This is a genomic window from Echinicola sp. 20G, assembly GCF_015533855.1.
Classification (GTDB): Bacteria; Bacteroidota; Bacteroidia; order Cytophagales; family Cyclobacteriaceae; genus Echinicola.
In genome coordinates, this window is record NZ_AP024154.1 from 85806 (window position 1) to 107091 (window position 21286).

Sequence of the window (21286 nt, forward strand, 5' to 3'; positions counted from 1 at the left end):
AACTCATTGCTTTTATTATGCCTAAAATCGAAGTCTGTCTAAGCCCTGAACTGGTACATCTGCACGATTTAAAAAACAAAATCGTAGTAGTTGTTGATATTTTCCGCGCCACCTCTACTATGATCACAGGATTGGCCAATAAGGTAACTTCAATTACTCCTGTAGCGGGTTTGGAAGCTTGCAGAAACATGAAATCCCTAGGCTACATTATAGCTGGAGAAAGGAATGGCCAAACTGCAGAAGGCTTCGAACTGGGAAACTCTCCACTAAGCTACCTGAACAATGCTTATGCCGGAAAGAAGATTGCCGTTACTACCACCAACGGAACACTGACTATTGAGAAATCAAAAAAAGATGCCGCTGAAGTTTTGATAGGGGCATTCTTAAATTTGCAGGCTACAGCAGATTACCTTGTTCAGCAGGGCAAAGATGTGGTGATCCACTGTGCCGGATGGAAGGGAATGTTCAACTTGGAAGATTCTTTGTATGCTGGAGCTTTGGTAAGTGTTTTGGCCAATGAGTTTGACTTCGATTGTGATGGCGCCATTGGAATGAAAGCCCTTTATGAACAAAACCAAGGGAACCTTAAAAGCTTTCTAGGTCAGGCTTCCCACGCCAAAAGATTGCAAAACCACAATATTGAAGCGGACATTGACTTCTGCCTGACTCTGGACAAATACAACTTCGTCGGAAAACTCGAAGGAGAGGAATTAGTAAAAGTAGTGCTTAATAAAGTAGGGTAGCAACCTATTTTTACCACAAAGAACACAGAGGTCACAAAGAAACAATTTGATTCTATTGATCATTTATCACTCTCTTTATTCCATTCTTTAAAAGTAACACATTAAAATTCATCAAAAGTCCCAATTAATAATACTCTAATTTAAGATAGGTTAATGTTTGGGCTAAATGAATATCATTTAGAGTTTCTACGCTTTTTAACCCTAGCAATAACCTTATTTTCGACCAGCAAACCCAGTCTATAACTGCACTCAATCTTTACCACTTCAAAAACCAGAGGCAACCCCACCTCTTTTTCCACTAACATTCCTGTACTTTTTAATTTATAAAAAATACACTCTTAATAGACATGCTCTAATAAACCCTTTCCTTCATCCTTCTTCAACTAAACCTCTGAGCCCTTTGTAACCTCTCTGTGTCCTCCGCGGTTAATATCCTTTGTTCTCCTTGTCCTTTGCGGTTTATTCTTTGCAATTCGGTCAATAGGATTTACCTTTGTGCTCCATGGAAAAGCACCACCAATTTATCCAGTCCAAATTGGAGCAAGCGGCCTCTTCCAATAGATTGAGGACGCTTAAAAAAACCTCCCCTGACAAAGTGGATTTCTTTTCCAACGATTACCTTGGTTACTCCACAAAAGGACTGCTTAACCAAGCAATACCCCAAACTTCACCTCCACAATGGAGCGGAGCTACTGGCTCAAGATTAATCAGCGGAAACCATCCAGAGATAGAACTTTTGGAGCAGGATTTTGCTAATTTTATGGACAGCCCGGCAGCGCTACTTTATAATTCCGGCTATATGGCCAATGTGGGCCTGCTTTCTGCATTGGGAGATAAGGACAGCTGTTTTGTCTTTGATGAACATGTCCATGCCAGTATTAAGGAAGGGATGCGTCTGAGCTTCGGGCAAAAAACATCATTCAAGCACAATGACCTTGATGATTTAGAAAGAAAACTCAAGCAGCAATCTAGCAATAACAAAAGGCTATTGGTGCTCACAGAAGGATTGTTTTCCATGCACGGAGATATCCCTGATATCAAAGAAATGCTTGCTCTTTGCCAAAAGTACCAAGCAGCCTTGATCATTGACGAAGCTCATTCCCTTGGAACCTTGGGACAGAATAAAAAAGGAATTTCAGCTTCATTCCACAATCATCCTAATCTTTTTGCCAGGGTTATTACCTTTGGCAAAGCTGCCGGAGGACATGGAGCAATGGTATTGGGGTCTAACAAACTCAGGGATTTCCTGATTAACTTTAGTAGGGCATTTATTTATACCACTGCACCATCTATCGACCAGGTAAACAGCATTAAGGCTGCTTTAGACCTCTTTAAAAAGAAAAGCAATTTCGACCAACTGGATCAGACCATCGAGACCTATTTGGACATGGTCAAAGAATTACCTGACAACTTTTCCCGAAACCCAAGTCCAATCCAGTATTGGCAATGTGCTGATATCCCCAGACTAAAGGGGAAAGTAAAATTATTACAACAATCAGGTGTGAATTGCTATGCTATTCTTTCTCCCACAGTAAAATCTGGAGAGGAAAGAATTCGACTGGTGCTACACTCATTTAACACAAAAAAAGAAATACAAGAGCTTATCAGCTTGTTGAATAAATAAAATGAACAATAAGGTATTTGTTACGGGAATAGGAACAGGAATAGGCAAAACAGTTTGTTCAGCTGCCCTGTGCAAGACATTTGGACATGCTTACTGGAAACCAGTACAATGTGGTGATTTGGACCAATCTGATACTATTTTTATTTCTAAACATTCGCTAGGAACCCATATTCATCAGGAAGCTTACAGGTTAAAAACACCTCAATCTCCACACTTGGCTGCAAAACTGGAGGGTATTGAAGTTTCTCTTCCTGAATCGCTTATCCCAAGGAACTCAGAAAAACTCTGCGTAGAAGGAGCTGGAGGCCTAATGGTTCCTTTCAATGAGAGCCAAACCTATCTGGATTTTCTTTTGGAATCAAAACTACATCCTGTAATTGTCATTAGGCATTATTTGGGCAGCATCAACCATAGTTTACTGACACTGCAGGCATTGGCCTCGGCAGGAATTAAGGATTTCACCATAATCTGGAACGGTGAAGAAAATGCTTCTTCAGAAAGTGCTATTTTGAAGCGCTTCTCACCTATCGAGCAATATAGGATGGAGGAATGGGACATGGAGAAAAATGAATTGCCGCATCTTAAACAAATCGGCTGAGATGAATTATAGTGAAGAGATGAGATCGGAGAAGAATAAAATTGGCATCACTAAAGCCATGGCTATAAACCCTTTGGGGCTATATGAATCCACAGAAGACCAAAGATACACTACGAAGGAACATTCTTTTGACCAAAACACGAATGGAGATTGGAAAGCAAGTGTTTCTACCAGCTTGTGGAATAAAATAAACGGATATATCCAAGACCTAGGTCACAAACCAGAACGTTTTCCAGAGGAAGCCAAATTACTTTCTTATCTGATCCACAAAATGGATTTACAGCCTTCGGAAGGTCAAATGATCAATGCGGCCACTTCAAGAGGAAGCATTGATTTCCTATCCAGAATGCAGCAAGAAAACCCAAACCTGCCTGTTTGGACCTCTCCTCATTCTACCTTAGGTTTTGCCAGCAGTTGGCCCAGCTTACTGCATGAATCGGATAGTTCCCTTTTCTTTCAATCTTCCACTTGCAGTAGCTTTGGACTGACTTTACAAAATGCCTTTGCCTGGCTGAATAGTGGTATGGCGGATAGTTTTATCGCATCAGCTGTGGAATGCCCCACAGGTCAATTGACCATAGACCAAATGAAGGCGATTCGAATTTATGCCAATGGAGCAAACAATAACTACCCTTGCAGGTCCATGGATTTTGAAAAGGAACAAAATACCATGGTACTAGGTGAAGGGGCTTATGCTTTCGAACTAAAGAAAAACAATAACAATGTACTCGCCTACTTGGATGGAGTGGGATCTGCTGTAGAAAAAATCCACCATTCCACTGAATTATCCTCCCAAGGAAATTGCATAGTAACTGCAGCAAAAAGAGCCTTTAATACTGAATCAGTCCCAAAGATAGATTTAATAATCGGACACTTCCCCGGCACCAAACTGGGAGATATAGCTGAAAAAAATGCTTACCAAACCGTCTTTGGTGATAAAGTTCCTTATACTATTTCCAACAAGTGGAAGATTGGGCACTCACTAGGCTCCAGCTTAGCGGCCAATTTAGATCTAGCCATTTCCATCTTGCAAAATCAGGAACTTCCAACATTACCAGATTACATCAAAAATGAAGTTGATCCGCCTAAATCGATCAATAAAATCCTGATCACAGCATTAGGGTTTGGGGGACAAGCTATCTGCGCGGTGGTTGGAAAATAGATTTAAGACAATAGAAAGTAGACATGAGACAAAAACCTCATATCTACTATCTATTGTCTCAAGACTACATACTCAATACTCTCGACTATTTTCACTTCAGCTTATCATTGTTTTTGTGCCGATCAATATCCCGGATATTTTTCTTCTCAAAATTTTTCTCCAAGGCCTTGGTAAGGTCAACACCTGTTTGATTGGCCAAGCAGATCAACACCCATAGCACATCTGCCATTTCATCTCCTAGGTCCTTGCCCTTGTCACTTTCCTTAAAGGACTGTTCACCATATTTCCTGGCCATGATCCGCGCCAACTCTCCCACTTCTTCCGTCAAGATGGTCATATTGGTCAGTTCATTGAAATACCTTACCCCAACCGTCTTGATCCAATGATCTACCTTTTCTTGTGCTTCTTCTATTGTCATTTTATTTCATTAAATACTTCTTATAACCTTCCCATCTTCCAATACCAACTCTCTATCAACTACTTTCGGAATATCTTCTTCATAATGGCTTACATAGATCATCGAAACATCAGGATGCCTTCCGATATGGTCAATCGTCTCACGGAACAAAATCCTTTGCTCATCATCCATTCCCTGAGCAGCCTCATCAAGGATCAGTAAGGCTGGCGATTTTATCAAAGCCCTGGCCAAAAGACAAAAGCGCTGGTTCTCCAAAGGGATCTGGTGCAAAAGCATTTGGGCCACATGTTCTATTCTGAACAACTTCAACCATTCCATGGCAAGCTGCTCTTGCTCCTCACTGACTTTTTTGAACAAGCCAATGGAATCAAATAAACCAGAAAGCACCACCTTCAAACAGGTCTGGTTTCTGGGAAAATACCTTGCCAGTTCTGGTGACACAAAACCAATGGGACGCTTGATATCCCAAATCGTTTCTCCGGTTCCCCGCTTTCTACCAAAAAGAACAATATCATTGGCATAAGCCTGAGGATTCTCTCCATTGATCAAACTGAGCAAAGTAGATTTTCCAGCTCCATTATGCCCTCTCAACACCCAACATTCTCCCTGTTTGACTTCCCAATTGATCCGGTCCAAAATCACCTTGCTATTATACTGGATATGGATTTGATTCATCTTGACCAGCGTATCAAATCGCATAACAGGATTATTCTGAATCAATTCATCCAACTTTTTATGATCAAATTGCGAAAGGGCTTCATGATTGACCAAATCTCTTTCGTGAAAATCTTCCCTTTTCTCCAACTGCACAATTTTACCTCCATCCAATATCGCTACGTGTGTAATGGCATTGGGAATTTCCTCTGGAGAAGTCGTCATGATCACCTGAATTCCGGATGCTACCATGGCCTCCAATACTTCTCCAAAATGCTTTCTGGTATCTACATCCAAACCGGTCATGGGTTGGTCCATCAAAAAGAGTTTTGGATTCCTTAGCAGCGCTCCTGCAATGGTCAACCTCCTGCTTTCTCCATTGGACAGCTTAATCAGAGACTTATCCTTTAACACCTCCAAATCCAGCAATTCCATTACCTTTTCAACAGTCCATTGCCCCTCCTGCTTGATCTCCACTTCCTGCAGATGCTCTATTACTGTGGCAGCCTCTTCAGATTCTGAAGAATTAAAGCGTTGCTGGTAATAAAAGTTTTGAAGGTTGGACTTATTGGTAAAAGTGTATTTCTGGGAAACTACGGCAATCAAATCCCTAAAGCTATTAATCCTACCCTGTGCAGTCATTTCCTTTTGATAATCCACCGCAAAATCCCTAGTCACCCTCCCCTCTGAAAGTACAGTCTTACCCAAAATGGTATCCAAAAATGCAGTTTTTTCCGAACCAGAAGCACTCAAGATGGCCCAGTTCTCCCCTTCCTGCATATGGAAGTTCAAGTCCTGAAAGATATTCCTGTCAAAATACCTGACATGAGCATTTTCGATCGATAGAAACAATGACCCCATCCTTTTATATTTTATTTTTTGAATCAATACAGATGGTTACAGGTCCATCGTTCACCAAAGCCACTTTCATATCTGCTCCAAACTCTCCTGTTTCAATGGTTTTGCCCAAGTCATTCTCTACTTGTTGGATAAATGATTCATATAATGGAATCGCAATATCCGGTTTGGCTGCCTTAATATAAGATGGCCTGTTTCCCTTTTTTGTACTGGCATGCAGGGTAAACTGGCTGATCAAAAGTATCTCCCCGCCCACATCCAACAGGCTTTTGTTCATCACCCCATTCTCATCACCAAAAATCCTCAAATTGACAATTTTCTTACTTAGCCACGTGATATCCTCAGCATTGTCTGCCTCCTCAATCCCCAACAAAACCATTAAGCCTTGTCCTATCTCACCTTTGATTGTACCATCAATTTTCACCGAAGATTCCGAAACCCGCTGAATAACTGCTATCATTGTAATCGTATTTTTCAAATAAAAACTTGAAGATAATTGAATTCAGCTAAGATATATAGTTTTAAAGATGTCATTTTGGCTATAGCAATCAGCCTTATGGGCTTTTTGGTATTCAACTGGTTTCAGTCACCTTTACAGCATCAACTCAACCCTCTTTTTGATGCCAATCAATATCAAAAAGCTTATGAATACTTCAAAGGTATAACAGACCATTACACAGTCAACTACCCTTTTAGTGTCCGCATTTTAGTTCCTTGGTTAGCCGCCCAATTTCCATTTGATGACATTTACACAAATTTCAAAATTATAAACCTTCTTTTTGGAATAGCCTGGATACCTGTTTGGTTTATTGTTGCTCCTACTGTGGGATTGGATCGGTTCAAAACCTGGCTCGGATGGTTTTGGATAACTTTCCATTGGGTGGACATTTGGAAAGCCAATCTCTCCGACCCTATTACGGTAGACTTACCACTTTACCTATTCCAACTTTTGCTACTTTTGGCTTTGATCAAAAAGAAGTGGTGGCTTTTGATATTAATCGCGCCCATTGCTACCATTCAAAAAGAATCTTTTTTGCCTATCCTTGTAGTGCTCTGCCTTTATCCCGGTATTCCATGGCTTCAAAAAGGTAAAAGAATACAGTTTATCTATTTGTTAGTGGCACTGGCATTGAGTTTTATTACCTTAAAAACTACCAGTCTTTATTTCCCTGGAGCAAATACTGGGAAAAATGCCATTATCAACCTTTTTAATAATACACTTGGTTTGATTGGTCATCCCGACCTGTTGCTTAGATGGGTGCTTTCACTATCCTTGGCTTATGGAGCTTTTATATGGATCATGATTTGGAATAGAAAACTTTTGATCAATTCAGAAAATGAATTCCAAAAAGTATTGTTTCCATTGGTTGGTGTTTACCTATTCTTCAGCCTTTTTGCTGGAGGAGATTTTACAAGAATCGCGTTTCTAGGAGCTCCATTTATGATGGTCCTATTTTTGCAGAGATTAGCCCTTTCTTACCGTCAATGGATCATATTATTCGTGATCAGTATTCCTGTTCAGCGTTTGTTCGAATTTATTCCTGATGGAGGAAGTGATTTTGAAAATTGGAAGACTTGGTATCCTGAATATGCACCTTGGGCTTGGGTAGTGATCTACTTGGTCTACACATTGCTTTTGGCTTTGATTAGCAAAAAATACTTACAGGTAAATCATAGTCACTGAGAAAGTATCTCTTCTCAATTTACCTTCATTCAAAAACCTGCATTTGCTTGGATTCTATAATTTTTACCACTTCCAGTTCATCATTGAGCGCTTGGTGAATCATGGCCTTTGCCACCTGATGATCATAGATGGGTTTGTACTTTTTGAACAGGCCAAATGAAGTAAAGGCTTTCATCACAGCTTTACCGACTGATTCCCCAATCCTCGTCTCCTTTCGATCTCCCAATAAAATTGAGGGCCTGAAAATACCTAAGTATTTGAAAGGAATTACCTTCAAGTCCTCTTCCACTTCTCCCTTTACTTTATTGTAAAAAATAGATGACTGTTGATCTGCCCCAAGCGAACTAACATACAAAAATTTACTGGCTCCCCACTGGTGTGCCCACCTTGCAAAGTTGATCACAAAATCATGGTCAATTTTATAGAAATTCTCTTGTGACTTGGCCTTTTTGATCGTTGTTCCCAAAGCACAAAAAGCATGCATGGTAAATTCTTTGTTTTCAATAGCTTTGATCAATTCCTGATTATCTCCGCCAAGATCAAACTCTCTCAAACTATCCAGAAGGCTGGTTTGACCAATATGCTCAAAGTCCACCACTACCTGCACCAGTTTGGCATGCTTAAAAGCTAATTCCCTTCTCGAAACGGATAGGACATAATCATAGGCCTTTTCCTTGAACAGTTGATGAAGCAACTGTACACCTATTAAACCAGAAGCTCCCGAAACTAATGCGATGGTCTTCATAATTGAAATTGGTATATTTCTACCTACTTAATAAAGTAACAAAATCACGCTCAAGCGTTTGATTTTTATCCTTTGCGTACCATAAATGGACACGATTATTGAAATCTGGTTGGGATACACCTTGTGGATCTGCTTTGTAATCCATCACCATTTTTTGTAATTCACTGGGTCTAGGCCCCCAAGTAAACAACTCTTCTAAAGTTTCCTTGTCCAAAGCAATCAATTTTGGGATGGAACGACCTCCATTGGTAAGGTAATCGTCCATTACTTCCAAGTTTTCATCTCTTAGAATATACTTAACTTCAACAAGATCAGAAAAAGCTGCTAACTTTTCAATATAGGGCATATTTTGTGCACCATCTCCACACCATCCTTCCGTCAAAACCAACCACACTTGTTTTCTGTCTAATTTCTTAACCAGCTCAACTGCTTCCTCACCTACTTTAGAAGTTTTGTCCCAACGTTTCATTCTTTGGATATTGATCCGGGTATATTCGATCATAGCCTCGGAATGATTGTTGCCTGTGGTCCTACTTTCAGAAAACAGCTGATCAATCAACTCTTTGTATTGTGTATAGCTCATCGCTTGGTCAATCAGCTCATGGCTAATCGAAGAAGTAATGGTAGTCATATAGTTTCCTTGTTTTTCAGCCTTTAACAAGACTGACTATACCTTAGTTCTTTCCCATTCTAAAAAATCATAAATATCACTTTGGACACTTTTGGTAATGGCCAACAAAACGGATAGATCATCGACAAACCCAAGTCCAACGATAAAATCAGGAATAAGGTCAAAAGGCATAACAAAGTATAGCAAACCCAAAACCAAAAGCACCAATGTTTTGGTAGAAAAACTGCGGTACTCATTTTTATAATAGGCTTTCACCATTCTGAGCACCACATCAATATAGAATTTAGATTCCTTGACAGTGGGGTTTTCAGCTAACTGGTGGAGTTTATCAGTGACTTTTTGAATAAGTTGCTGCACTTTCTCTTTGCTCTCCACTATCTTTTCAGCTTTGGCCTGATAAAGCCCTTTTGCTCTATCCAGTAAATTCCCTTGTTCACTCTTCCAGTTTGCCATAATGTCTTTTTCCTTAGAAGTATACCCTAATTTCAGATTTCACCTTTTGTAACGCAAAAGAAATGCCATCGTTTTTCTGTTCTAAAGATAACTGGAATATCTTCTTGGCCAAATCCATTCCCTTGGCTTCAGGATTTACTTCTTGCATGGCCCTATTGACCAAGGTAATGACTCCCTCTACAGCATTGCGAACACTCTCCCAAGCCTCATCAGAAAAGTAAACTTGCTGCGCCAAGTTGTGGTTGAACTCTTCCCTGATTTCACTCAGCAAGAGACTATGAAGTTCCTTAGCGGAATAAGCTTGATCATTCACCCTTCTTACCAAATTATTGGGTGTGAGCCTTTCAAGCAATAAACACAAGCGTTCTGCAGCCTGAAGACGAATAGGTAATACAGTGTCAGAATTTCGGGTTTTCAAAGTAATCAATTTGGCTTCCCTTTCTTTGGACAAAAAGGACACAATAACCAAATACATCCCATAAATTACCAGCCCGGCTGGCACAATGATCTTTAACAATTCAATAAAATACGCCATTCACTATTTTCGATTAATACCCGAATATCTAAAATATTTCAAAGAGAAGTTGATTATTTGTCATTATTTTTGAACTAACAAATCAATCAGAACATTTACTAGGCATGCTGATACCGATTACCATTACAGAGAAGGCCCAAGAAGAAATTAAAAGTATCATGGAGCACAAGAACATCCCCTCAGACTACTCCTTGCGGGTAGGTGTTAAAGGAGGAGGTTGTGGCGGCATGTCCTATGCTTTGGGCTTCGACAAATCAAAGGATGGAGATGAGCAATTTGAATTGGAGGGAATCCCTGTGCTGATTGAGAAAAAACATGTGATGTTCTTGATGGGCATGCAAGTAGATTTCTATGAGGGTAATGATGCACGCGGATTTACCTTTGTCAACCCTGACATTCCTAAAAGACATGATGTACAAGAGTAAAACCTAACCCCACTGCTATGAAAAAGATTTTTCTATTCCTTCTTCTTTGTTTTGCAACTTATAGCCTTTCTTTTGGACAAGAAGTCCTTAAGCTAAAAGAAGGTGAAAAAGCGGCACCTGGTAACCTTTCAGATTTGAGCTGGATGGTTGGATTTTGGAAAGGAAATGGTTTTGGTGGTGAATGCGAAGAACTTTGGTTGCCACAACAAGGAAACAGTATGGTGGGTATTTTTAGGTTTATAGAAAATGGGAAGTTGGTCTTTTCAGAGTATATGGCTATTCTGGAGGAAGAAGGAAAACTTCAACTAAAAGTCAAGCATTTCTGGGCCGATTTCACTGGATGGGAAGAAAAAGAAAAATGGGTCAATTTTCGCTTTATCAAAACTGAAGGGCAAACGGCATATTTTAGTGGACTTACCATTCGTCGTGAAGGAGAAAAAATGATCCTTAAGCTGGCTATGGAACATAATGGAGAATCCTCCATTGAAACATTTGAGTATATTAAAGAGGATCTATAAGAAGTCTTCAAAAGCTGGTTTCACATTCGACCAAAACTCATCAAGGGCAATGATTCGAGGCTTGAGGAAAGAAATGATTTCAGGCCAGGTGTCCCGTTCCATAACATTGACACCGCCAATTCTTTTTTCTATTTTCGAAACCACCTTGCCATATTCATCTTGGGCATGAAGCTGCCAATCCCACTCTTCTCCCAAAGTTCCGTGCAATATCTTCTTGAAAGTCTCGAACTGCTCAAATACCAATTCCTGTATTTCTGTATCCTTGTGGTTGATCTCTATTCCAATAGAGGCATAGCCTCTTTCGGCTTTCATCCTAAAAAACACTTGACCAACATGGGTTTTGTAGTTTTGCCAGTTGACCCGACCTCCTTCTGCTGAAGGTACCGGTTTCATATATTGCCCAAAGGCTGTCCAAAAATCCTTTTTGGTTTTGGTGATTTCCGCTCGTTTGTACACTTATTGATAATCTTCTGGATAGGATACTTTTACCACTGAGTAATTGACCACTCCTCCCAATGCAGGGTTATGCTTTTTGATAATGATGTCGATAGATTTCAACTGAGGATAAGCTTTTAGAATATCCTGAACCATCAAATGTCCCAAATGCTCCAAAAGCTTTACAGGCTCTTCCATATGAGATTTGGCGATTTGGTAAAGACGTGCATAATCCACCGTTTCATTCAAATCATCCTCCAGCATTGCCTTTTTGAAATCAGTATCCACATGAATATCTACCGTAAATCGGTTTCCCAATTTCTTTTCTTCAGTAAATACTCCATGAAATGCATGAAACTCTATCCCTTCTAAAGCTACCTTTCCCATCAATCAAACTGGTCAAAAAACGAACCTGACTCTTTTTTCCTACTAATATTTTCTGAAGGTTCTTCAATCTTACTTGGGGCCTCAACTTTTATTTCAGGTACTTCAGTTTTTTCTGGTATTACTTCTTCCTTCTTGCTTTCCAAGGGAAGTTCTACCTGTTGGGAAATTGGAGGCTTTTCTTCAGGTGCTTCACTTTTCTTTTCAATTACAAAAGTATGGGACTTTTCCTTTGTTTGGCCGGGAGCACTTTCATGACTAAAAGAAGGTGATTGTCTGCTCAAATCTTTGACAGCTTTGGTATGGGTAGCCATATCCAAGCGTTTGATATCATCTTGGGACTGCTTGATGTTTTCTAAACTATCAGTAGCCAAGTTTTTCAAGTTCCGTATTATTATCTCCCTCTGTGCCAATAAATCTTCATAACTCTCCACCAAGGTTCCAACATCAGCTTTAAGGTCTTCAATAATCCTCTTGGCTCTACTTTCAGCCTCTTCTATGATGCTGCGGGATTTGTTCTTAGCCTCAGAAATCATCGCATCTGAATTCATCTGGGCTTCCTTTAAGATCAGTTCTGCCGTCTTGTTCGCCTGCTCTATCATGCTGGCTCCTGTATCCTCAGCCGCTTTGAGTGTTTTAAAAAGTGAATCTTCCACTTCCCTGAGCTTAGCTGATTCCTTTTCCACCTGCTCCAGCTTGATTTGAAGTTCCCTTTTTTCATCCATTTCCCTTTCCCATTCCTGAGAAAGAGACACTAAAAAGGAACTCACTTCATCTTTATCAAATCCTCTGAAGTTTTTCTCAAATGTTTTTTGGCGGATTTCTAACGGCGTTATTTTCATATGTTTTATTGAAGTTCTATTTCCCAAATGGAAATGGTCCGGTCATCACTCACTGCTATAATTTGATGGGTATATTTACTCCAAATCACCTTGTTGACCGAAGTTCCATGCCCTGCATGTCTGGATTTATCAATTACCTTTTTAAGCTGCAAAGTAGCAGTTTCCCACAGCTTAATGGATTTATCCATACTACAAGTTACAAAATATTTACCATCTTCTCGAAAGGCAAGATAGTTGATCGCATACATATGCGCAACGATATTTTCCTGCAGCTTATATGCTTTCGTCTCCCATATTTTTAGATGCGCATCCCGACCTCCACTGATCAGTAATTTCCCATCAGGAGAATAACGAAGTGCAAAAACGGAATTAGTATGTTCGTCCAGTTTTTTTACCGGAGAAAAACCATTTAGATCAAACACCTTCACAGTATTATCACTGGATCCAATGGCCAAATGCTCTTTTTGGACATCCAGGGCCATTACTCTAATATTCTTTTCCCCTAGCTTGATGTGCTTCAAAATAGAACGCTCCTCAATATCCAGAACTGTGACAACACCATCCCCTGTTCCTACAAAAGCTTGGTTCTTATAGATCTTAATATCAAAAATTGCATGATCCGTAATTTTCAGAGACCAAATTTCCTTATTTGTGTTTAAATCGATGACATGTACGCCTTCAAAATTGTGTCCAATAAACAACAAATCGCGCTGATCATCTATGGCCAAAGCATAGACGGAGTGAGGTAATTTAGCGATCAGTTTTCCATCTTTGGGAGCATCCAAATCCCACTTCACTACCATCCCATCTCCTGCACCAGTATAAAAATAACGAGGATCATTTCCCTCTACCAAAGCAAAAATACTATCATTATGTCCAGTAAGTGTATAAAGTTTATTTACTTGAATTTTTGGCATATATTGCATTTTGAATCACGTAACCTTCTCCTCGGCTGTATGCAAGCAAAAATAGAAAAAATAAGTCCTTTATCTGCTTTAGCCATTAAGAATATTGAAGAGCAGGAAAATAAAACTGTGGATTTTTTGAGTTTCAGGGAGAAGCTTTCTTTTGCCAACATCAGTCATCCAGAGAAGCGTAAAGAATGGAAAGGGGCACGACTGGCCATCAAGTCAGCTCTGGATGCGATCAACATGGCCTATCCTGGTTTCTACAAAGATGAACATGGAAAATCCTACCCAATGGATGGATATGGCAATGTTTCCTTGACACATACCCAGGGATTAGCTGCCGCTATTTTTCATAAGGAAATGCCGGTGGGAATAGACATCGACTACATTAAAGAAAAAGTGGTTAGGCTTGGCCCCAAATTTCTTGACCCAACGGAAATCGCATTCCTAAACAATGACCCAGTATTGTACACCATTGCCTGGTCTGCGAAAGAATCTATTTTCAAGTGCCAAGGTCGAAAAGGGATCAGCTTGAGACAACATATCCTTTTATCCCCCTTTGATATCAATGATAGAGTTATAAAAGGAAAAATTTATGATACCGACTTTGCCGACCATTATTACTCGGTAAAGGTAGAAAGGCAGCATGATTTGATAATGACCTACACCATTTGGTAAATCAACAACATCATTAGCCTGATTTTTGTAATACAAGAAAACAATCAACCACACTCCAAATGAAAAAACTTGTATTATTGATATTAACCGTACTAATCATTAACGTGACCTCTAATGCAAGGCAAGTAGCCTCTTTTGAGTTGGAGGATATTGTTAGCAATACCACTTTTAAACTTCAAGATTACAATAAATATCCAGCTGTTATTTTGATTTTCACATCCAACAATTGTCCTTTTGCTAAGCTATATGAAGATCGTTTGATCAATCTGCAGAAATCATATATGGATAAAAGCGTAATCTTTGCCTTTATTAACCCTCACCATGGGCAAAGTGAGGAAGAGTCTACCAATGCCATCAAATCCAAAATTGCTCAGAAAGGAATTAAATTTGCCTATTTGATTGACTCTAATCAATCGGTGACCAAAAGCCTAAAAGCATCAAAACTACCAGAGGCCTATGTCCTTACACCAAGCCCAACTGGGTTTTCTATTGCCTATCATGGTGCGATTGATAATAATGCTCAACTACCCAATCAGGTTACCAAGCAATACCTAAAAACAGCCATCGACCAAGTACTGGCCGATCAACATCCCATTCCAAACAGCTTACGAGCAGTAGGGTGTAATATCGTTCCCCTTAATTGATTGCCCCAAGGATTTCCAAAAGCTGTCGAATTTCCTCGATCTTTTCCGGTTCTCCCAGTTTTTCGAAAGAAACAGTCAGGTTCCTTAGAGTTCTTCGGAGAATATCTATATGGGCACAAGGCTCAAAAAACTCCTCTTTCGGCTCAATCTTCAGATGCTCCAAATAATTATTGATATCCTGCTTGCTAAAAATCAGCCCTTTATTGAAAGCATTGATATAAAACGTAGTAGCTTCTGACTTGTAAGTCAACACAAACAAATTCGGCAAATTGACACCAAAAACCGGCAAACCTAATTTTTGAGCTACCAAATAATAAACAGCACACAAACTAATGGGATTCCCTTTTCGAGTATCCAACACATTGCTGATCATGCTATTCCCAGGAGAATGGAAATTTTTAGTATTAGCTGAAAACTTCAGTTGATTGAACAATACATTATTGATCAATCGAATTTGATCGTATGGAGAAATATCTGTTTTGAAAGCTGTCCAAACTTCAAAATAAATCTGGTGCATATCCGCATTCATGGACTCAAAGTCCAAATCAGGATATTGGTATGTATTCAATATCCAAAGTCCTTTCAACAAATCCTGCTCTTCAGACAGTTTCCATTGCTCCAACCTTTCTTTGAGGAGTGAAAACTGAAGCTCATGCACCAGCTCCTCTATTTCTTTTTGCAATTCAGGATTAAAGCTACTTTCCCACTTCTTCTCCAAAAAAGGAATTACGGCATTTCCCAAGGAGATGATTTTATCTTTCACATGATCTTTTACTTCACGATCTGAATCATCCAACAAAGAAACCAATGCATGCAATTCTTTTTCTGTAAGCTCTCCCATATAGTATTGCCCCGATAACAGGGTTTGAAAACATCTAGATTAACGTCAAATTTTACTAAGCTCAAATTTACGATCAAGTTTGAATAACTCCTACATTAAAGCGTTCAATAATGGGCGCATGATTGGCTGCCGTTATGCCCATTGAAATCACTTTTCTGGTTTCTTGAGGGGCTATCACCCCATCAACCCACAATCTTGCAGCCGCATAGTAAGGACTCAATTCCTCTTCATATTTGTCCGAAATATCCTTTAATAGTTTCGCCTCATCATCAGGACTTATCTCCTTGCCAGTCTTCTTAAGTGAAGCCACCTTAATCTGTAGTAAGGTCTTTGCCGCAGATGCACCAGACATCACTGCCATCTGAGCTGTAGGCCAGCTGTAAATCAATCGAGGGTCATAGGCTTTGCCGCACATGGCGTAGTTTCCTGCCCCATAAGAATTGCCAATGATAATGGTAAACTTGGGAACCACAGAGTTGGCCATTGCATTGACCATTTTGGCCCCATCCTTAATGATCCCTCCATGTTCCGCCCTACTACCGACCATAAAGCCACTTACATCCTGAAGAAACAATAAAGGTATTTTACGTTGATTGCAGTTCATGATGAATCGTGCCGCTTTATCCGCAGAGTCTGAGTAAATCACTCCTCCCATCTGCATTTCTCCCTTCTTGGTTTTTACCATTTTCCTTTGATTCGCTACAATGCCTACAGCCCATCCATCTACCCTTGCCGTACCACAAACCAAGGTCTGGCCGTAGTCGGGTTTGTATTCGTCAAAGGAACCTTGATCTACGAGGCCTTTCAACAGTTCATGCATATCATAAGGTTTGGCCCTATCGATAGGAAAAAGGGATAATAATTCTTCGTAAGATTTCTCTGGCTCTATTGATTTCACCCTATCAAAACCGGCATCCTCTCTCGCCCCAAGTGTATTGAAAATACGCTTGATCGCATCTAAACAAGCTTGGTCATTATCATATTTATTATCAGTGACCCCTGAGATTTCACAGTGTGTGGTAGCTCCACCTAAGGTTTCATTGTCCACGGACTCACCAATCGCAGCTTTTACCAAATAAGACCCTGCCAAAAATATAGAACCTGTCTTATCCACGATCAAAGCTTCATCGGACATAATTGGCAAATATGCTCCTCCTGCCACACAGCTTCCCATGATGGCAGCTACCTGAACAATCCCCATAGCCGACATCTTCGCATTATTTCTAAACTGCCTACCAAAATGTTCTTTATCTGGAAATATTTCATTTTGCTTTGGAAGAAACACACCGGCACTATCTACCAAATAAATAATGGGGAGTCTATTTTCCATGGCCACTTCTTGTGCTCTGAGGTTCTTCTTGGCGGTCATGGGAAACCAGGCGCCAGCTTTCACAGTGGCATCATTGGCTACTACCACACACATGCGGCCACTAACCTGACCTATGCCCGTTACTACACCAGCGGACGGACAGCCTCCCTCTTCCAAATACATTTGATCTGCGGCCAAAGCACCAATTTCTAAAAATTCATCCCCCTCATCCAATAAATAGTCAATCCTCTCTCTTGCTGTCAATTTGCCCTTTTCATGTTCTTTGGCGATTCGCTTCTCTCCTCCCCCCTGTTTGACTTTGGCGATCTTTTCCTTTAAAAACCGAAGTAATTCTTCGTGCTGTTCTTTGTTTGTTTTGACTTCACTCATGGGTTTATAAACTTGATTACATTTGGCAATCGCCATTTGTCGATTTAATGGATGGCGAAAAATTGACTTATTCCAATATATAAAAATTCAAATGATATTGGTCTTGATTTCTTAAAAACTCACCCATAAAAAAAGCCAGCTGGTCAGCTGGCTTTTTAAATTAGTAGGGCTTTTCAATATGCCTCAATCTCTTCCTTATAGGCTTTAATGGATCGGTATATGGCCGATGCCAAATAAGCTTGGCCATTCTCACTGTTTAGGTACCTTTCTTCATTGGAGTTGGAAAGAAAACCAGTCTCCACCAACACGCTGGCCATGCTGGATCTCCAAAGTACCATCAGAGGCAGCTGCTTCACACCACGACTTCTTCTGTTCAGTTTGTTCTTGAAATCATTCTCTATCTTTTGTGCTAAGGAAAGGCTGCTTGCAAAATAAGCCTTTTGCATCAGGTTGAACATCATATAGGATTCTGGTGATTTAGGATCAAACCCTTCATAATTTTCTTTGTAGCCATCTTCCATCAGAATTACAGAGTTCTCCCTTTTTACAATTTCGAAGTTTCTCTTCAAATCATAGGAACCCATCACATAGGTCTCTGTGCCATAGGCAGCCGAAGGTCCCGCATTGCAATGAATGGACACAAATAAATCTGCCTTGTTTCTATTGGCAATATTGGCTCTTTCTTCCAGCTCAATAAAAACGTCTGTTTTCCGTGTGTAGATCACCTCTACATCAGGAATATACTTCTCTATATAATTCCCCACTTGTAGGGCAATAGATAATGCCACATCCTTTTCCATTGACCTTCCGCCAAGTGTACCAGAATCTTTTCCTCCATGTCCAGCGTCTATAACAACCCTTCTCAATTTGAACTCCCTGGTCTTCTCTCCAGCAGGAACAAAAGCTGAGAGCAATGCAAAGCAGGTCAGAAAAGAAATTATTATAACATTTTTGATACTGGTTCGTTTCATAAACATTATTAACGTTAACTTTACGCGAAATTTAAAAATTTTTGAAGCAAATAGAAGTAAATCTGTGCAGAATATTAAGGTAGCTTATCTTTCCTTTATCTTACTCATAATTTCCCTTGGAGCCTCCATGGCTCAGAAAACTTTCAGGAACCCTGCTGAGAAAGAGATCATTGCACCAGAGTTACCCTCACCAATCGATTCTATCCCCCCTACGCTGCCAGATAGTTTAATTTTGAATGACTCCATTCCTTCGATTGACTCAGCAAAGGTTGTGCCCAAAGGAGACATTGAGACCACTATTAAGTATGCTGCTCAAGACAGCATTCTCTCCAACTTTAAAGAGAAGAAAGTTTACCTTTATAATAAAGCGTGGTTTGAGTATGGAAACATCCGATTGGATGCTGATTACATAGAAATCAACTGGGAGAAAAATGAACTTTATGCCTCTGGTGTCAAAGACTCTACGGGCACGGTACAGGGAAGCCCCATCTTTAAGGAAGGAAGTAGTACTTATGAAATCCGAAAGGACATGCGCTACAACTTCAAAACCAGCAAAGCCATTATCTCCGACGTGGTTACCGAACAGCAAGAAGGGCTCCTACGCGGTGAAACAGTGAAAAAAGATAACGAAGGGAATGTATATTTAAGCCATGGCTTTTACACCACTTGTAATCTGGCAGAGCCGCATTGGCACATTTCTTCCAGTAAAATAAAATCCGTAGAGGGCAAACAAACCATTTCCGGTCCCTTTAACCTTTACTTCAATGGTATCCCTACACCAGTAGGTTTGCCTTTTGGATTTATTCCTGATCAGAAAGAAGAACAAGTTTCCGGAATTATTATTCCTTCTTATGGAGAGGAAAGAAGAAGAGGTTTTTATCTGAGGGATTTTGGCTATTACTTCGCCTTTAACGACTATATCCATAGTAGATTGACTGGTGAGATCTACTCAAAAGGTGGCTATGGCGTAAAAGCTGCTACAGCTTACAAAAAGCGATATCGCTACAGTGGTGGATTCAATGTGGATTATCAACAATTCCGAAGTCCAGAAACAGAAGCAAACCCACTGGACTACACTACTGTATGGGTCAATTGGAGTCACAGTCCAGAATCCAGAGGTAATTCCAGGTTTTCGGCCTCCGTCAATGCAGGTACCACCAATTACAATAACTTAGTGGTGAACCCCACCAACTATATGCGAAATACCAATTCGGAGTTTACTTCAAATATTTCGTATAGCAAAACCTTTACTGGAACCCCATTTAGTATGTCTGCTAATCTAAGGCATTCACAAAATGTTCAGACAGATGAAGTTTCTTTGGTTTTGCCTAATGTTTCGGTGAATATGAACCGTCAAACGCCTTTTAAAAACTCCAAGTTCGAACCTTTGAAAACCTTGAACTTTGCATGGAATTTTGAGTTACAGAACTCCATCAATAATAAGGTGGTTCAGGAGCTGGGCATTGAAAACGAATATTTGCAAAATGATGCTTTCGAGGATGATTATGAGGCACCTGATGTGATCCCATTTACTTGGGCTAACCTACCAAAACTCTTCAAACAAGCAGAAAATGGTTTCAGACAATCCATTCCGGTTTCCTCTAATTTCACTCTTTTTAAGTACTTCACAGGAACTGCGGGCTTCCAATACACAGAGCTTTGGTACTTGGACAGGATCAATTATTTCTACAATGCACCAGAAGAGCGTGTGGATAGAATCTTAGAAAATGGCTTTAGCAGAGTAGGTTATTATAACACCTCCTTTAACATGGCCACCAATATCTATGGTTTTTACACGTTTGGCAAGAATTCTAAAATCGAAGCCATCAGACACCATGTGCAACCGACTATAGGTATGTCATTTACGCCTGATTTTTCTGACCCAAAGTATGGTTATTATCAAACTGTTCAGGTAGATGAAGAAGGAAATACGCAAATGTACAGTAGGTTCCAAGGTTTTCTTTATGGAGGAGCACCAAGAGGAGAATCAAGGTCACTGAATATTTCAATTAGAAACACGTTAGAGGCCAAAAAGAGAATTGAAAGTGATACCACAGAAGCCTCAACGAAAAAGTTTCCATTATTACAGTCATTCAATATTTCGACCAATTACAACTTTGTAGCTGACTCCTTTAACCTTGCTCCCATCAGTATGAGCACAAGGACTACTTTCTTTGACAATAAAATCTCGGTTGCTCTTTCCGCCACCTTAAACCCCTATGCTACCCAAGCCTATTACAATGAGTCTACAGAAGAATACTACACCCGTAGAACGAGTGAATACGCATGGAAAAACGGTCAAGGCGTAGGAAGTTTCAGCAGGGCCAACTTAAACATCAATGGTAGTTATAACCCAAGAGGCGCCGAAAAAACTCCAGCAGATACCCGAGAGGAACTTACCAATGAATTCCTCCAGCAAGGTGGGCAGATGAATGATTTCGTCGAAAATGAAATTGAAAGAATAGCCAATGATCCCAGTCAATACATCGATTGGAGTATCCCTTGGAACATCAACTATGGTTACAACCTGAGCTACAGTAAGAGTGACAATACTGGGAAAACCAATATCACCCAAGCCATCAATTTATCAGGAGATATCAGTTTCTCAGAAAAATGGAAAGTCAACTTCAATACCGGCTTGGACTTGTCTACTCAAAAGATCACCCAATCCATGATCGGCATCGCCAGAGACCTTCACTGTTGGCAAATGAATGTCAGCTGGATTCCATTTGGCTCATTCACCAGTTATAACATTGACATTAGGGTAAAAGCTAGTATCCTACAAGACCTCAAGGTATCCAGAAGAAGGTCCTTCTTCGATTATTAATGAAACAGT

26 protein-coding genes are annotated in these 21286 nt (G+C 40.1%); 10 read left to right on the top strand and 16 right to left on the bottom strand.

Annotated features, from left to right (window positions below):
- Window positions 1–17 precede the first annotated feature (17 nt).
- Window positions 18–743 carry a 2-phosphosulfolactate phosphatase gene (locus JL001_RS00440; protein ID WP_200974204.1) on the top strand — a complete coding sequence of 242 codons (726 nt, stop codon included), beginning with the start codon at window positions 18–20 and terminating at the stop codon, window positions 741–743.
- A gap of 124 nt (window positions 744–867) precedes the next feature.
- Here the strand turns inward: JL001_RS00440 and JL001_RS23095 are convergent, their stop codons facing one another.
- Both JL001_RS23095 and JL001_RS23100 read right to left on the bottom strand, forming a co-directional pair.
- A complete protein-coding gene (locus JL001_RS23095) occupies window positions 868–951 on the bottom strand; it encodes a GxxExxY protein (RefSeq protein WP_236252954.1) in 84 nt (27 codons plus the stop codon).
- Window positions 917–1048, bottom strand: coding sequence for a hypothetical protein (locus tag JL001_RS23100; RefSeq protein ID WP_236252656.1), 132 nt, complete (start codon window positions 1046–1048; stop codon window positions 917–919). Before JL001_RS23100 ends, JL001_RS23095 begins: the two co-directional genes overlap by 35 nt.
- Window positions 1049–1245: 197 nt before the next feature.
- On the opposite strand from JL001_RS23100, the gene JL001_RS00450 reads away from it, so the two are divergent.
- Genes JL001_RS00450 through JL001_RS00460 form a run of 3 tightly spaced genes read left to right on the top strand, consistent with a single transcriptional unit; the run spans window position 1246 to window position 4127 of the window.
- The gene (locus JL001_RS00450) at window positions 1246–2367 is read left to right on the top strand and encodes a pyridoxal phosphate-dependent aminotransferase family protein (RefSeq protein WP_200974205.1); all 1122 of its coding nucleotides are present in this window, start codon (window positions 1246–1248) and stop codon (window positions 2365–2367) included.
- Window position 2368: 1 nt separating this feature from the next.
- Window positions 2369–2965 carry a dethiobiotin synthase gene (bioD, locus tag JL001_RS00455; protein WP_200974206.1) on the top strand — a complete coding sequence of 199 codons (597 nt, stop codon included), beginning with the start codon at window positions 2369–2371 and terminating at the stop codon, window positions 2963–2965.
- A gap of 1 nt (window position 2966) precedes the next feature.
- Window positions 2967–4127 carry a 3-oxoacyl-ACP synthase gene (locus JL001_RS00460; protein ID WP_236252658.1) on the top strand — a complete coding sequence of 387 codons (1161 nt, stop codon included), beginning with the start codon at window positions 2967–2969 and terminating at the stop codon, window positions 4125–4127.
- A 91-nt stretch (window positions 4128–4218) separates the two neighbouring features.
- On the opposite strand, the gene JL001_RS00465 is transcribed toward JL001_RS00460, so the two are convergent.
- Genes JL001_RS00465 through dtd form a run of 3 tightly spaced genes read right to left on the bottom strand, consistent with a single transcriptional unit; the run spans window position 4219 to window position 6517 of the window.
- Window positions 4219–4545 (bottom strand): nucleotide pyrophosphohydrolase, encoded by a 327-nt coding sequence (locus tag JL001_RS00465; protein ID WP_192011275.1) that lies wholly within the window; start codon window positions 4543–4545, stop codon window positions 4219–4221.
- Between the two features lie 9 nt (window positions 4546–4554).
- Window positions 4555–6060, bottom strand: coding sequence for an ATP-binding cassette domain-containing protein (locus JL001_RS00470; RefSeq protein WP_200974207.1), 1506 nt, complete (start codon window positions 6058–6060; stop codon window positions 4555–4557).
- A gap of 4 nt (window positions 6061–6064) precedes the next feature.
- Window positions 6065–6517, bottom strand: coding sequence for a D-aminoacyl-tRNA deacylase (gene dtd, locus JL001_RS00475; protein WP_200974208.1), 453 nt, complete (start codon window positions 6515–6517; stop codon window positions 6065–6067).
- 36 nt (window positions 6518–6553) lie between these two features.
- On the opposite strand from dtd, the gene JL001_RS00480 reads away from it, so the two are divergent.
- Window positions 6554–7741 carry a hypothetical protein gene (locus JL001_RS00480; protein WP_236252659.1) on the top strand — a complete coding sequence of 396 codons (1188 nt, stop codon included), beginning with the start codon at window positions 6554–6556 and terminating at the stop codon, window positions 7739–7741.
- 25 nt (window positions 7742–7766) lie between these two features.
- Here the strand turns inward: JL001_RS00480 and JL001_RS00485 are convergent, their stop codons facing one another.
- From JL001_RS00485 to JL001_RS00500, 4 genes are read right to left on the bottom strand one after another with little or no spacing between them, the layout of a single operon-like run.
- A complete protein-coding gene (locus tag JL001_RS00485) occupies window positions 7767–8486 on the bottom strand; it encodes an oxidoreductase (RefSeq protein ID WP_200974210.1) in 720 nt (239 codons plus the stop codon).
- 19 nt (window positions 8487–8505) lie between these two features.
- A complete protein-coding gene (locus tag JL001_RS00490) occupies window positions 8506–9117 on the bottom strand; it encodes a thioredoxin family protein (RefSeq protein ID WP_200974211.1) in 612 nt (203 codons plus the stop codon).
- 36 nt (window positions 9118–9153) lie between these two features.
- Complete coding sequence (locus JL001_RS00495; RefSeq protein ID WP_192011269.1) at window positions 9154–9570, bottom strand: YkvA family protein; 417 nt, start codon at window positions 9568–9570, stop codon at window positions 9154–9156.
- Window positions 9571–9583: 13 nt separating this feature from the next.
- Complete coding sequence (locus JL001_RS00500) at window positions 9584–10105, bottom strand: hypothetical protein (RefSeq protein WP_200974212.1); 522 nt, start codon at window positions 10103–10105, stop codon at window positions 9584–9586.
- Window positions 10106–10209: 104 nt separating this feature from the next.
- On the opposite strand from JL001_RS00500, the gene JL001_RS00505 reads away from it, so the two are divergent.
- On the top strand, window positions 10210–10530 hold the full coding sequence (locus tag JL001_RS00505; RefSeq protein ID WP_200974213.1) for an iron-sulfur cluster assembly accessory protein: 321 nt from the start codon (window positions 10210–10212) through the stop codon (window positions 10528–10530).
- Window positions 10531–10547: 17 nt separating this feature from the next.
- Window positions 10548–11048 (top strand): DUF6265 family protein, encoded by a 501-nt coding sequence (locus JL001_RS00510; protein ID WP_200974214.1) that lies wholly within the window; start codon window positions 10548–10550, stop codon window positions 11046–11048.
- Here the strand turns inward: JL001_RS00510 and JL001_RS00515 are convergent.
- Genes JL001_RS00515 through JL001_RS00530 form a run of 4 tightly spaced genes read right to left on the bottom strand, consistent with a single transcriptional unit; the run spans window position 11043 to window position 13626 of the window.
- The gene (locus tag JL001_RS00515; protein ID WP_200974215.1) at window positions 11043–11504 is read right to left on the bottom strand and encodes a DUF4268 domain-containing protein; all 462 of its coding nucleotides are present in this window, start codon (window positions 11502–11504) and stop codon (window positions 11043–11045) included. The genes JL001_RS00510 and JL001_RS00515 overlap by 6 nt on opposite strands.
- Window positions 11505–11870, bottom strand: a complete 366-nt coding sequence (folB, locus tag JL001_RS00520) for a dihydroneopterin aldolase (RefSeq protein WP_200974216.1) — start codon at window positions 11868–11870, stop codon at window positions 11505–11507.
- Complete coding sequence (locus JL001_RS00525; RefSeq protein ID WP_200974217.1) at window positions 11870–12709, bottom strand: DivIVA domain-containing protein; 840 nt, start codon at window positions 12707–12709, stop codon at window positions 11870–11872. Before JL001_RS00525 ends, folB begins: the two co-directional genes overlap by 1 nt.
- A gap of 5 nt (window positions 12710–12714) precedes the next feature.
- Entirely contained in the window at window positions 12715–13626 is a 912-nt protein-coding gene (locus JL001_RS00530) for a WD40 repeat domain-containing protein (protein ID WP_200974218.1), read from the bottom strand.
- Between the two features lie 39 nt (window positions 13627–13665).
- On the opposite strand from JL001_RS00530, the gene JL001_RS00535 reads away from it, so the two are divergent.
- Both JL001_RS00535 and JL001_RS00540 read left to right on the top strand, forming a co-directional pair.
- On the top strand, window positions 13666–14295 hold the full coding sequence (locus JL001_RS00535; protein WP_192011261.1) for a 4'-phosphopantetheinyl transferase superfamily protein: 630 nt from the start codon (window positions 13666–13668) through the stop codon (window positions 14293–14295).
- 59 nt (window positions 14296–14354) lie between these two features.
- The gene (locus JL001_RS00540) at window positions 14355–14939 is read left to right on the top strand and encodes a redoxin domain-containing protein (protein WP_200974219.1); all 585 of its coding nucleotides are present in this window, start codon (window positions 14355–14357) and stop codon (window positions 14937–14939) included.
- Here JL001_RS00540 and JL001_RS00545 read toward each other — a convergent pair.
- The 3 genes from JL001_RS00545 to JL001_RS00555 all read right to left on the bottom strand — a co-directional run bounded on the left by JL001_RS00545 (window position 14932) and on the right by JL001_RS00555 (window position 18450).
- The gene (locus tag JL001_RS00545; RefSeq protein ID WP_200974220.1) at window positions 14932–15780 is read right to left on the bottom strand and encodes a transglutaminase-like domain-containing protein; all 849 of its coding nucleotides are present in this window, start codon (window positions 15778–15780) and stop codon (window positions 14932–14934) included. The genes JL001_RS00540 and JL001_RS00545 overlap by 8 nt on opposite strands.
- A 73-nt stretch (window positions 15781–15853) precedes the next feature.
- Window positions 15854–17479 carry an acyl-CoA carboxylase subunit beta gene (locus tag JL001_RS00550; RefSeq protein ID WP_200974221.1) on the bottom strand — a complete coding sequence of 542 codons (1626 nt, stop codon included), beginning with the start codon at window positions 17477–17479 and terminating at the stop codon, window positions 15854–15856.
- Between the two features lie 173 nt (window positions 17480–17652).
- Entirely contained in the window at window positions 17653–18450 is a 798-nt protein-coding gene (locus JL001_RS00555; RefSeq protein ID WP_200974222.1) for an N-acetylmuramoyl-L-alanine amidase, read from the bottom strand.
- Window positions 18451–18514: 64 nt separating this feature from the next.
- Here JL001_RS00555 and JL001_RS00560 point away from each other — a divergent pair, with 64 nt between their 5' ends.
- Complete coding sequence (locus JL001_RS00560; RefSeq protein ID WP_200974223.1) at window positions 18515–21277, top strand: putative LPS assembly protein LptD; 2763 nt, start codon at window positions 18515–18517, stop codon at window positions 21275–21277.
- The last annotated feature ends 9 nt before the right edge of the window (window positions 21278–21286 follow it).